Source organism: Bradyrhizobium sp. UFLA05-112, assembly GCF_053572325.1.
In genome coordinates, this window is record NZ_JBANBK010000084.1 from 24,702 (window position 1) to 36,248 (window position 11,547).

At 63.1% G+C, this 11,547-nt stretch carries 16 protein-coding genes; 8 read left to right on the plus strand and 8 right to left on the minus strand.

Going from position 1 to position 11,547, the window contains the following annotated elements; all coding sequences use genetic code 11:
- The first annotated feature begins 19 nt into the window (after nt 1-19).
- Nucleotides 20-682 (plus strand): response regulator transcription factor, encoded by a 663-nt coding sequence (locus SO180_RS34045; RefSeq protein ID WP_449383195.1) that lies wholly within the window; start codon nt 20-22, stop codon nt 680-682.
- 482 nt (nt 683-1,164) lie between these two features.
- On the opposite strand, the gene SO180_RS34050 is transcribed toward SO180_RS34045, so the two are convergent.
- Nucleotides 1,165-1,467 (minus strand): LysR substrate-binding domain-containing protein, encoded by a 303-nt coding sequence (locus SO180_RS34050; protein WP_449383196.1) that lies wholly within the window; start codon nt 1,465-1,467, stop codon nt 1,165-1,167.
- Nucleotides 1,468-1,479: 12 nt separating this feature from the next.
- On the opposite strand from SO180_RS34050, the gene SO180_RS34055 reads away from it, so the two are divergent.
- Entirely contained in the window at nt 1,480-1,704 is a 225-nt protein-coding gene (locus tag SO180_RS34055; protein WP_449383197.1) for a hypothetical protein, read from the plus strand.
- On the opposite strand, the gene SO180_RS34060 is transcribed toward SO180_RS34055, so the two are convergent.
- Nucleotides 1,705-2,352 (minus strand): O-methyltransferase, encoded by a 648-nt coding sequence (locus SO180_RS34060; RefSeq protein ID WP_449383198.1) that lies wholly within the window; start codon nt 2,350-2,352, stop codon nt 1,705-1,707. It lies immediately after the preceding gene.
- A 13-nt stretch (nt 2,353-2,365) separates the two neighbouring features.
- A complete protein-coding gene (locus SO180_RS34065; protein ID WP_449383199.1) occupies nt 2,366-3,001 on the minus strand; it encodes a PadR family transcriptional regulator in 636 nt (211 codons plus the stop codon).
- A gap of 222 nt (nt 3,002-3,223) precedes the next feature.
- On the opposite strand from SO180_RS34065, the gene SO180_RS34070 reads away from it, so the two are divergent.
- A complete protein-coding gene (locus SO180_RS34070) occupies nt 3,224-3,907 on the plus strand; it encodes a VOC family protein (protein ID WP_449383200.1) in 684 nt (227 codons plus the stop codon).
- Nucleotides 3,908-3,933: 26 nt separating this feature from the next.
- Here SO180_RS34070 and SO180_RS34075 read toward each other — a convergent pair whose 3' ends face one another.
- Nucleotides 3,934-4,392, minus strand: coding sequence for a MarR family winged helix-turn-helix transcriptional regulator (locus tag SO180_RS34075; RefSeq protein ID WP_449383201.1), 459 nt, complete (start codon nt 4,390-4,392; stop codon nt 3,934-3,936).
- Nucleotides 4,393-4,540: 148 nt separating this feature from the next.
- Here SO180_RS34075 and SO180_RS34080 point away from each other — a divergent pair, with 148 nt between their 5' ends.
- The 3 genes from SO180_RS34080 to SO180_RS34090 all read left to right on the plus strand — a co-directional run bounded on the left by SO180_RS34080 (nt 4,541) and on the right by SO180_RS34090 (nt 6,534).
- Nucleotides 4,541-4,942, plus strand: coding sequence for an Ohr family peroxiredoxin (locus tag SO180_RS34080; protein WP_449383202.1), 402 nt, complete (start codon nt 4,541-4,543; stop codon nt 4,940-4,942).
- Nucleotides 4,943-5,217: 275 nt separating this feature from the next.
- Nucleotides 5,218-6,090, plus strand: a complete 873-nt coding sequence (locus SO180_RS34085; protein WP_449383203.1) for a GNAT family N-acetyltransferase — start codon at nt 5,218-5,220, stop codon at nt 6,088-6,090.
- Between the two features lie 57 nt (nt 6,091-6,147).
- Nucleotides 6,148-6,534 (plus strand): ester cyclase, encoded by a 387-nt coding sequence (locus tag SO180_RS34090; protein WP_449383204.1) that lies wholly within the window; start codon nt 6,148-6,150, stop codon nt 6,532-6,534.
- A gap of 22 nt (nt 6,535-6,556) precedes the next feature.
- Here SO180_RS34090 and SO180_RS34095 read toward each other — a convergent pair whose 3' ends face one another.
- The gene (locus SO180_RS34095; protein ID WP_449383205.1) at nt 6,557-7,777 is read right to left on the minus strand and encodes an MFS transporter; all 1,221 of its coding nucleotides are present in this window, start codon (nt 7,775-7,777) and stop codon (nt 6,557-6,559) included.
- A gap of 18 nt (nt 7,778-7,795) precedes the next feature.
- Between SO180_RS34095 and SO180_RS34100 the strand changes: the two genes are divergently transcribed.
- Nucleotides 7,796-8,467, plus strand: a complete 672-nt coding sequence (locus tag SO180_RS34100; protein WP_449383206.1) for an MAPEG family protein — start codon at nt 7,796-7,798, stop codon at nt 8,465-8,467.
- Nucleotides 8,468-8,789: 322 nt separating this feature from the next.
- On the opposite strand, the gene SO180_RS34105 is transcribed toward SO180_RS34100, so the two are convergent.
- The 3 genes from SO180_RS34105 to SO180_RS34115 all read right to left on the minus strand — a co-directional run bounded on the left by SO180_RS34105 (nt 8,790) and on the right by SO180_RS34115 (nt 10,873).
- On the minus strand, nt 8,790-9,764 hold the full coding sequence (locus SO180_RS34105) for a zinc-binding alcohol dehydrogenase family protein (protein ID WP_449383207.1): 975 nt from the start codon (nt 9,762-9,764) through the stop codon (nt 8,790-8,792).
- Between the two features lie 64 nt (nt 9,765-9,828).
- Entirely contained in the window at nt 9,829-10,683 is an 855-nt protein-coding gene (locus tag SO180_RS34110) for an alpha/beta fold hydrolase (RefSeq protein ID WP_449383208.1), read from the minus strand.
- 46 nt (nt 10,684-10,729) lie between these two features.
- Entirely contained in the window at nt 10,730-10,873 is a 144-nt protein-coding gene (locus SO180_RS34115; protein ID WP_449383209.1) for a VOC family protein, read from the minus strand.
- A 167-nt stretch (nt 10,874-11,040) separates the two neighbouring features.
- Between SO180_RS34115 and SO180_RS34120 the strand changes: the two genes are divergently transcribed.
- Nucleotides 11,041-11,547 (plus strand): ABATE domain-containing protein (locus SO180_RS34120; RefSeq protein WP_449383210.1); only part of this gene is annotated, 507 nt, incomplete at its 3' end.

Sequence of the window (11,547 nt, forward strand, 5' to 3'; positions counted from 1 at the left end):
CCGGGCGGAGGACCGACAAGTGGAAGTGCGTGTCAGTCGAAGGCTCGTGCATCTGGTCGATGACAACACGACCTTCCGAAAAACAATAGAAGGACACTTGCAGCAATTCGGCTACCAAGTCCGCACTTATGCCTCAGCCCAGCAACTGCTCGACCACTTGCCGGGCAATGACGTACCGAGTTGCATTTTGTTGGACGTGCGCCTGCCCGGAATGAGCGGGCCGGAGCTACAGGAGCGGTTGATCGAGCTTGGTTCGGTCCTGCCCATCGTGTTTGTCACTGGTTATCCCGACATCCCGTCGACTGTGCGGACCATCAAGGCGGGTGCAGAGGATTTTTTGATCAAGCCTGTGTCATCTGAGGCGCTGCTTCAGTCTGTTGAGCGAGCCATCGCGCGGCACGAAGCGGTACTTCCGGCGAGAGAGGCCCGAAATCAATTCCTTGCCCACCTCACCAACTTGACGCCTCGCGAGGCGCAAGTTTTTGAATTCGTAGTTCGGGGCAAAAGCAGCAAAGAAATCGCTGCCGAACTGGGCACGACGGTGCGCACGATCAAAGCCCACCGCCATCAAGTGATGGAGAAAATGCAGGTCCGGTCTTTGGCCGAACTTGTCTCTCTTGCCGAAAGAGCCGGGACCTTGGGTGGCGGATCGTCAGAAAGCAAAGACACGAGCGGCGGCTGAGCGAGGCTGTACTGTCAGCGCAGTCAACCCAGGCGGCCCCCATGCATTCAGGGCCTAATCGGGCCCAGTCAGATGGCCAAGCCTCACGCCCTTCGGACCGAAGCCGGATTATGCTTTTAAGTTCAAATACTTCAGTCGCACTCAAGAGGCCCTAAAAATCGCTGGACGTCAGGACCACACGATTTTGCCATACGCGGATAGCATCGTCGTACCCGCGCGATACCGTCGCTCACGGGGACTACCCGCCCTGCGATGGCTGTTCGCGCCGACGCTGCCCGCGTCCACCGCCGCTCACCCCGCATACCGTGACGATCGCGATACGCCCCTCTGCTTGGGGTGAGATGAGCCAAAGATACGATAATTCCGAATTCCGTCAATCGATATATCTTGCTCAATGCGCATTGACCCAGCGCCGGCGTGATTTGCCCGTCGGGCAGCGCTAGGACTGGTAGAGCCCACACCCACCCAATGAACATCAGCAGCTAGGCCCGCCCCAGGCTTGCCTGAAGAAATTCGATGAAGCGTTGTGTCTTCGCCGGCAACAGGCGCGTCGCCGTGATGGCATAGACCGAGATCGGCGATGCCTGCCATTTTGGCAGAACGCGGCGCAGCCGGCCGCGCGCCACGTCATCGGCGGCGATGGCCTCCGACAAGAGTGCAATGCCCTGGTCGTGGACCGCCAGGCGACAGATCATGCCGACGCTGTTGAGCGTGAAGCGGCCTTTGAGGGCGACGTCAACTTCCTTCGTCCCGGCGTGAAGCGTAAGGGACGATGCCCTCGGCATGCACAGACATTGATGACGAGCGAGCTCGCGCGGATCTTTGGGTTCGCACCACCTGACGTATGTCGTGCACAATTCGTTGCGGCGTCGGCGGCCAGCGACATGGCGCTGCGGCGGATGGAGCGCGGCGGCGTCACGCTGACCGGCACCAATCAACTCGTGGCCGAGCTCGTCGGCAACTGGACCACGCCGGAAGGCAGCCAGGTGGTCCAGGTCGTCATGCAGACCTCGCAGGCCTGACTACTGCACCTTGAGCGACAACTCGGTTCCGCCCTTGAGCGGCAGCGTCATCGAGACGAAACCGTGTTTGGGATCGCGGATGAACTCGAGGAAGTCGGGTTCGGCATTGTCGTTCATGACGTAACCGCCGACGCGAAGCTGCGGCGCGACGATCTCGATCACTTGCCGCGCCAGCGAAGGCCCCTCCTCGCCCGGCCAGCCGTCGATCAGGATGAAGTCGACGGGACCGCCGAGATCGCGCAGCGTCTTGCGCGCATCGCCTTCGCGGATCTCGGCGTAGGCGGCAAGGCCTGCCTCGTCGAGATTGCGCCGGGCGGTTGCGACCTTGGCCGGCACGATCTCCGAGCCGATCACGGTGCCGCCGCCATTTTCGCGCATGGCGGCCGCGAAATACAGCGTCGACATGCCGACGGAGGTCGCGAACTCGGCAACGCGCGTCGCGCGCATGCCCCGGCACAACAGGTAGATCAGCTCGCCCTGCTCGGGATGAATCGAAAAACCCTGCTCGGCATAGGCATGCGGATCGCGGCTACCGAATCCGCCGCGCGGTCCGCCGCCCGGTGGACGGCGGCGCGCGGCCTGCATGCGGTCGATCACGGCGTTGATGCGCGCATCCTGGATCGGGCTGTGCGGCTGCTCTTGCGACATGATCATATCCCATTCAGCTCCGCAGAATTTCGGCAGCCGCGCGGTCGAGGATCTTCGCGATCCGCCGCGCTTCTTCCGCATCGCAGCCGTGCTTGGCGCGCAGCGCGCGCTTGAGGCCATGGCGGGCGCGTTGCAGCTCGTCGGAGGCATCGCCATCGAGATCGCTGACGCCTGCAAAGGCCTCGCGCACTTCGTCCATGCGACGTCCGATCCGCGACAGCGCCTGAAGGATCGCATCCGCGGTAGCGCGATGCTCGGCGAGATGGGCCTGCCCCTGCGCGGTGATGCTGTAGCGCTTGCGGCCGGCGTCCTGCTCGACGCTGGCGTGCCCGACCTCTTCGAGATAGGTCAGCGCCGGATAGATCACGCCGGGGCTCGGGCTGTAAAAGCCATCCGAGCGCTCCTCGATGGTCTTGATCAGCTCATAGCCGTGCGCCGGCTGGTCGGCGAGCAATGCGAGAATGACGAGCTGCAGGTCCTGCGACGAAAGCCGCCGCGCGCCCGGAAAGTCGGCGCCACCGCCGCGGCCGAAGAAGCCATGGCCACCGCGGCCGAAGCGATGCCGTCCGCCATGCCGGCCCATCGCGAATGCGAAACGGAATTCCCGGTCGTCTCTGTCGTGTCGATTGTGGTGCTTGTCTCGAAACATATCTTAAGTCTCCTCTGTTGGATATATCGTAAGATATGTTTTGAGATTAAAACCGCAAGGCACAACTCCGTGATCGGCCGTCAGCGGCTTTGCCGAAGGGCTGGGCGCCCGCGCACGTCACGCGCCCGGATCCGCGCAGGTCAGGCGCCCTGATCGCTGACGCCGTCACATTTAGCGCGCAAGATGCGCGGGCCTGGCTTCACGACATCAAGGGAGGAACCCATGGCCACCGCGGACAACAGCAAGGCTGCCGGCACCTCGAAACTGCGCAGCGTCGATTTCAAGCTCGAGATCGTCGTCGTGCCGGTATCCGATGTCGATCGCGCCAAGGCGTTTTACACAACACTTGGCTGGCGGCTCGATGCCGACTTCGCCTCCGGCGACGACTGGCGCGTCATCCAGTTCACCCCGCCCGGTTCGAACGCCTCGGTCATCTTCGGCAGGAACGTCACGCCGGCCAAGCCTGGCTCTGCACAGGGCCTGTACCTGATTGTCTCCGACATCGAGGCCGCGCGCGACGCGCTCGCTGCCGCTGGCATCGAGGTCGGCGAGGTCTTTCACGGCAGCGGCGATACGCATGCCGGTCCGGACGAACCCTACCTCTTTGGTTCGCGGCGCGTCAGCGGCCCTGATCCGGAACGCGGCAGCTATCGCTCCTTCGCCTCGTTCCGCGATCCCGACGGCAATGGCTGGCTGCTCCAGGAGATCACGACACGCCTGCCCGGACGCGTCGAGGCCGACACGACTTTCAATTCGACAACCGAGCTCGCCAGCGCACTGCGGCGCGCGGCCACGGCCCACGGTGAGCACGAGAAGCGGACTGGCGGCAAGCACGATGAGAACTGGCCGGACTGGTACGCCGACTACATCGTGAGAGAGCAGGCCGGCCAGCCGCTGCCGGATTGACCGAAGCCGGCGCGGGAATTTGCGGCTTAGCCGTCGCCCTGCGTCGCGCGGAGCAAATTGTCGCGCAGCCGGCTCACGGTCTTCTGCACGACCGGGAATTCGTCGCCGAGCCCGGTGGCTGTAACCAAGGACTCACCGAGATCCTTGTCGAGCAGCTTTCTGCCTGAGGGTGTCAGGCTCACCCTGACCTGCCGTTCATCTGCGGGATCGCGGTGGCGGCGGATGTAGCCCGTCTGCTCCAGCTTCTTCAGGATCGGCGTCAGCGTGTTGGATTCCAGAAACAGCTTTTCGCCGAGCACGCTGACGGTCTGCTCGTCCTCCTCGGAGAGCGCCACCATGGCGATGTATTGGGTGTAGGTGAGCCCGACCGCGTCCAGGATGGGCTTATACGCGCGGCCAAAGGCGAGATTGGCTGAATAGATTGCAAAGCACAGGAAATTTGAGAGCTTTCGGCCATTTGGCGATGGTTTGGGCGAACGGGTCACGGGAACCTCCGGAAGTCGTGATGCAGCGACCAATATAAATCGCATCCGATTAAATCGGAAGAGCTTGACTTCGCATCAGGGTAGCTTTATTTCGAATCGCATCCGATTAATTCGGATACGAGCAATATCTCACCGAAAGGACTCCACCATGACCACCCCCGCAAAGCTTCTCTTCACCGGCAAGACCCACGTCACCGCTGGCGCAGAAGGCGCCGCGCGCTCCCGTGACGGCTTTCTCGACATCAAGCTGCCGCAGCCGCACCCGGCCGCCGAAAATCTTTTCGCCGCCGCCTGGTCGGCCTGCTACCTCGGCGCGCTGCAGTTCGCGGCCCAGCAGCATAAGGTGAAGCTGTCGGGCGAGCCCGCGGTGGATGCCGAGATTGACCTGAACAATGCGGGCGGCTCGTTCTTTCTCCGCGCGCGCCTCAACGTCAGCGTCCCCGGCGTCGACCGCGCGGTCGCGCAGGAGCTGATCGAAGCGGCGCACGGCATCTGCCCCTACTCCAAGGCCGTCCACGGCAACATCGAAGTGACCACCACCCTCGCCTGAAACCTACGCCTCCACGGCGCGGCCGAGCATGGGCTCGGCCCGCGCGGTGCGATCCATCGGGACAAAGGAGTTGATCGTGAGTCATCGTCTTTCGAGAACCGCACGCGTGCTGGCGAGCGCAGTGCTTCTCTCCGGAAACCTTCTCACGCTGCCGGCCGCAGCCCAGCCGCAAGGCTGTCACTATGTCGTCGAGAAACAAGTCGTTGCTGACGCCGGTGACGCAAAAGTGCTAGCCCCGATTGACTTCAGAATATTATCTGACTAAAGTCAGATACATGCTCGATCCCGTTTCCCGTATCCGTCGCTTCAACCGCGCCGTCACCTCTGCAGTCGGCGCGCTCGATACCTCCTTCCTCGGCCGCGGCCGCCCCCTGGGCGCGGCGCGCGTGCTCAATGCGATCGGGCACGGGCGCGAGGACGTCGCCGAGATCCGCGACTATCTCGGCCTCGATTCCGGCCTGATGAGCCGCCTGCTACGCAGTCTCGAGGAGGAAGGGATGATCGAGACGAGCCCGCATGAGGACGACGCGCGACGCCGCGTCGCCCGGCTGACACGTGCGGGCCGGCGCGAGTTCAATGCTTATGAGGCGCTCTCGAACGCGCAGGCCGAGGCCCTGCTCGCCCACCATTCGCAGGCGGACGCCCTGCTGGCGGCGATGGACATGATCGGTTCTGCGCTTGGACAGAGCCACACCACGCTGACGGAAATGAACCCGCGCGGCGATGAGGCGCGTTATTGCCTCGGCGAGTACTACGCCGAGCTCGCGCGCCGCTTCAAACAGGGCTTTGACGTCAAGCTGTCGCGCGACCCCGAGGCCAAGGACATGGTGCGCCCGCACGGCACCTTCATCGTGGCGATGTCGGATCGCTTGCCGATCGGGTGCGTCGGGCTGAAGGGAACGGACCATGGCTTCGCAGAAATCAAGCGGCTATGGGTCTCCCCGTCCGCGCGCGGTCTGGGGCTCGGCCGGCGCCTGATGGAAGCGGCCGAGAGCGCCGCGCGCGAGCTCGGCATCGCCGTGCTGCGGCTCGACACCAACAGCGCGCTACCGGAAGCGGGCCAGCTCTACCGCAGGACCGGCTGGAGCGAGATCCCGCGCTTCAACGACGACCCCTACCCCGATTTGTTCTTCGAAAAGCGTCTCTAAACGGAGTGCCGGTTTTGGCTCCTGCTGCGTTATCGTCACAGCCGCAGGAGCATCGCCATGACCAGGGCGCACCTCGCAGATATTTACCGCAGCTACATCGCCTGTCTGAACCGGCAGGACTGGCCGGCGCTCGGACAATTCGTTCACGATAACGTCTCCCACAACGCGAAGACGCTTGGGCTCGCCGGCTACCGCGCGATGCTGGAGCAGGATTTTCGTGAGATTCCGGATCTGCATTTCAATATCGAGTTGCTGATTTGCGATCCGCCACACATCGCCTGTCGGCTGACATTCGATTGCACGCCGGTGAGGACTTTTCTTGGGCTCGGCGTCAACGGCAAGCGCGTGTCCTTCTGCGAGAACGTCTTCTACGAATTCAGAGACGAGAAGATTTGGCAGGTCTGGTCGGTCGTCGACAAGGCGGCCATCGAGGCGCAGCTCTAGCGCCGCGCCTCGGCGGCCTCTCTCACGCCGTTGCCGGTGCAGGCTCCCCTTGCGGTTTTGCAAACGGCTTGAACGTCATCGACATCAAAAACGCGCCGAGGCCCATCGCCCAGGAGCCTATATAGAGCCAGGCGTAGCTCGAAAACGCATCGTAGATCAGGCCGCCGGCGAGCGGGCCGGTCGCCATGCCGAGGCTGCCGGCCATCGCCGTGCCGCCGATCACCGTCCCCATCATGCGCAGCGGAAAGTTTTCACGGGCGAGCGAGGCGTACAGCGGCATGGTGCCGGCATAGATGAAGCCGAACACGGCGGCGACCGCGTAGAAGGTCGCGAGCTGATGCGCGAAGACGTAGGCGAGCGCGCCGAAGGCTTGCGCAAGCAGGCCCGAGACCAGCACGCGCTTGGCGCCGAAGCGGTCCCCCATGAGACCGAAGGCGATCCGGCCGCCCATGCCCGCAAAGCCCTCGACGCTGTAGATCGTCACCGCCGAGATCAGCGGGATGCCGCAGCTCACGGCATAGCTGACGGTGTGGATGATGGGGCCGGAGTGCGTCGCGCAGCAGAAGAAGTTGGTCGCGATCAGGATCAGGAATTGCGGCGAGCGCAGCGCTTCCGACAGCGACATCTCGGCTTGCGGCGCCCCCGCACCGGACGTTGCGGCCTGCGGGTTCGCCAGCGTCGGCGGACGGCGCACCAGCAGCGAGACCGGGATCATGATGGCGCCGACCACCAGCGCCACGAGCTGCATCGACGTGCGCCAGTCATGGTTGGAAACGAGCCAGGCCGCGAGCGGCGACATCGTCATCGGCGCCATGCCCATGCCGGCCGAGACCAACGAGACCGCAAGGCTGCGATGGGTGTCGAACCAGCCGGTGACGGTCGCCATCATCGGCGCGAAGATCGCTGCGCAGGATGCGCCGACCAAGAGGCCAAAGACGAACTGGAACGCAATCAGCGAGGTTGCGTGGCTCGCGAGAAACAGGCTCAAAGCCAGCACCGTCGACCCCGTCAGCACCACCGGCAGCGGGCCGAACCGGTCGGTCAGCGTGCCCCAGGCCATGCTGGTGAAGGCCATCGCGAGAAAGCCGATCGTCATCGCGCTTGAGATGCCCGTCACCGACCACCCGGTGTCCTTCGCGATCGGCTGCAGGAACACCGGCAACGAAAACATGCCGCCGATCGCGACGCAGCCAAGCAGGCCGCCGGCGGCGACGATCACCCAGCGATAGTTGGAAGGGGTCATCTTGGGTCTCCCATACAGATGTCTCTGGATGAAGACGAACAGGCCGAGTGCGATCCGACAGGATCACCATCCATACTAACGAAATTTCTTGCGGGGCTGGAACCGCTTTACGCGGTCAACGCGTGCTGCTCCTGCTGTCGCCTGCTGCCAATGTGCGGCCGTGCGCCTCCCCCAAGTAGCGAGCCCCGCAACACAACGTGCAATGGCGGCTTGTGTCAAAACAATCTCACCTCCATTCTGCGCGCCGCTGAAATCCCGCCGCTTTTTTGGGAAGAGGACTTATGGATGGGAATGAACTTCGAGCTAATGCTACTGACAGCCGCGAGTGTTTGGGGTCTTCTCCAGCTTGTTGCTGCCGCGCAAGCCGCAAACGCGCAGTATGGCCTCACATGGGCCGCGAGCCCGCGCGACATCGAGATGCCGCCACTCAAGCCCATCGCCGGGCGCATCAACCGCAATTTCCGCAATTACATGGAGACGTTTCCGTTCTTTGCGGCGTCGATTCTCGCCGCTCAGGCGGCAGGCGTTCACAACGAGCTGACCCTTTGGGGATCGATAGCCTATCTCGGCGGACGCATCGCTTACACCGCGCTCTACATCTGCGGAATACCGCTGATCCGCTCGCTGTTCTGGAACATCGCCGCCTTTGGCATGCTCGCGGTTCTGGCCGCGCCCTTCGTGTCGCGCTGAGAGGCCCCGGGCAGCTCTCATGCCCAAGCCTGCAAGGAGCCATTGACGGCAATACTCAGGCCTTCGTCCGCGCCTGCCCGAACCATTCGTCGAGACTGATGCGACCGAGACGGGCCTCGCCCAGCGGCACCAGAGAATGCTGCTCGACCTTGCCGCCCAAATATCGCGCGCGGGACCCGCAAACAAAAAACTCGAAAACAACCCCATGCAAAGTAGCCGGGCTGCCGATGTGTTGCCTGACGAAGCCGGGGAGCGATTTGAGACGTCGGGCAAAATCACCGGCACGATGTCACCATCCAGCGCGAGCCGGATCGCCGTGGTGTCAGTCGTGGACCACGACCATTTTGCCGCGCGCCTCATTGGCCTCCATGACGCGGTGCGCCTCTCGGATCTCGCCGAAGCGGAAGACGCGGGCCGGCTTGACGTCGAGCCGACCTTCGGCTGCGTCCTGCGCGATCTGTTGAAGCGGCACGTCCGACAGCGGGAAGCCCGGCGTGCCAAACACAAAGCTGCCGAAGAAGGTGAGGTAGACGCCGCTCGTCATCTGCAGCAGCGGATTGAAGTCCGGGATCGGATCGAGGCCGCCGAGCCAGCCGGCCAGGCACGAACGGCCGCCGCGACGAAGCATGGCAAGGGAATCCAGCACGACGCTGTTTCCGACGAGATCGAGCACCGCATCGATCTGTTTTGCCTCGGCGATGTGCTTCGAAAGGTCGGGGCGCTCGATTTCGCAGCGCTCGGCGCCGAGCTTCTCCAGCAGCGCGAAACGATCACGGCTGCGGGTGGTCGCGATCACGCGAACCCCGGCATTGACCGCCATCTTGAGAGCGGCCTGGCCGAAGGACGATGTCGCGCCGCGAATGACGAGGAGCTGTCCTTTCCTGATCTCCAGATTGCGGAACAGGCAGGTCCAGGCCGTGGCGTAGGTCTCGGGAAACGCCGCCAGCTCAGCCCACGGCAGGTCCGCCTCGATCAGCGCGACATTCGACACGGGAACGCGGGTATATTCGGCGTAGCTGCCGTTGATGGTACGGCCAAGACCGCCCATCAGTGCTGCGACCTTCGCGCCGACCGGAAACTCGCCGCCGGGGCAGGATTTCACCAGGCCCACACATTCGATGCCGCTCACTGGCGCTGCCTCCGCCCATTCGCCACGACGCATGTGCAGCTCCGCATGGTTGAGGCCGAACGCCTTGATCTCGATGACGACGTGACCGAGCTTGGGCTCCGGCTCGGGGATGTCCTTGTAGACGAGGCTGTCGAGGCCGCCGAATTTGTCGAGGACAATGGCACGCATGTTGATGTCTCCGTGGGTTGGATGCCATGCCCGCTCGCGCGGCGCGGCAAGCGCGGGTGCGATGTCAGCGGGGAAGGAACTCGCGGATCACAGCAGCGATCTCGGCGGCGTGTGTCTCCAGCGCGAAATGGCCGGTGTCGAAGAAACGCACCGTTGCATTCGGCATGTCGCGCTTGAATGCCTCCGCTCCTGCCGGCAGGAAGAACGGATCGTTCTTGCCCCACACCGCCAGGAATGGCGGATTGTGGGTGCGGAAATAATTTTGGAAAGCCGGGTAGAGCGCAACGTTGCTCTTGTAGTCGCCGAATAGATCGAGCTGCACCTCGTCCGCGCCGGGCCGCGAAAGATAGTAGTTGTCGAGCGAATAGCCGTCCGGCGAGACCCTGGTCGCATCGGGGACGCCGTGGGTGTATTGCCAGATCGTCGTCTCCGGCTTGAGGAAGGCGCGTAACGCCTGCCGGTTTTCCTCCGACGCATCCTGCCAATAGGCCCGGATCGGATTCCAGCCGTCGCTCAAGCCCTCCTCGTAGGCGTTGCCGTTCTGCGAGATGATTGCCGTGATGCGCTCCGGATGTTTTGCAGCGATGCGAAAGCCCGTGGGCGCACCGTAGTCGAAGACATAGAGCGCAAAGCGCTCCAGGCCGATCACCTCGGTGAAGCGGTCGATGATCTCGGCAATATGATCGAATGTGTACGCGAACATGCCGCGCGCCAGCTTGTCCGACTGTCCGAAGCCGGGCAGATCGGGAGCCACGATGTGAAAGCGATCGGCGAGCAGCGGGATGAGATCGCGGAACATGTGACCAGCGCTGGGGAAGCCGTGCAGCAGCAGCAGCGTCGGCGCATCCGCACGCCCGGCTTCACGATAGAAGATCTTCCAGCCGTCGACGTCAGCAGTGCGATAGTTGATGGCAGCCACGAGCTTTCTCCTCCGTTACATAACTTTCTAAAACCTAACTTACAGGTTACACGCTGAACGTGCCGTCCACTTGGCCGTGGCGACCGCTACGCCATGGAATACGGTCATGGAGCCGACGAACTTTGCCCATCCCCAATCGCATGAACTCTGTTTCGCAGGCGATCAACACGTTCAAATCTTTCAGGCGCATCGCCCTCTCCGTCCAGAGCATTCCCGCGCTCGTAACCTCTTTGATAACTACAATACGGTTACTCTTGGCTGGCGTAACTTGTCAACGACCAACAAAGCGGTTATCTATGGAGCAGCGTTCACGGTTGGGTGATGGAATTGGGACAGCGCCGGGAACAGGAGTCTTCGATGAACCAACATCCTCCCGCGATCTTCATCGGCGATGCGCCCGGTCTGGATTTCCTGAATTCGATCGCCACTCCGGTCGATACGCCCTTCGACTGGATCGACAATGGCGAGGGCCTGCTGAACTGGCTCGGGCAGGCACAGCTTGTGCCTGCAGATGCGCTTGGAAGCATTCGCTCGCAGGCGCTGCCCGGCGAGCTGGACAAGGTCGCAGATCAGGCGCGGAGCCTGCGAGAGTGGTTCCGAGGCGTCGTGCGCAAGCATAAGGGCCGTCCCCTGACCGCAAAGACTCTCGCCGAACTCGAACCGCTCAATCGACTGCTGGAGCGGGATGATTGCTTCAACCGCATCGTGGCCGCGCCGAAGGGCGCACCGTCGCCCCTCCAGCGGCAATCGATCCGCCGATGGCGCACGCCCGAAGCCCTTCTCGCCCCCATTGGAGAGGCACTGGCACAATTCGTCTGCGTGGAAGATTTTTCAAACGTGAAGGCCTGCGAAGGACCAGCCTGC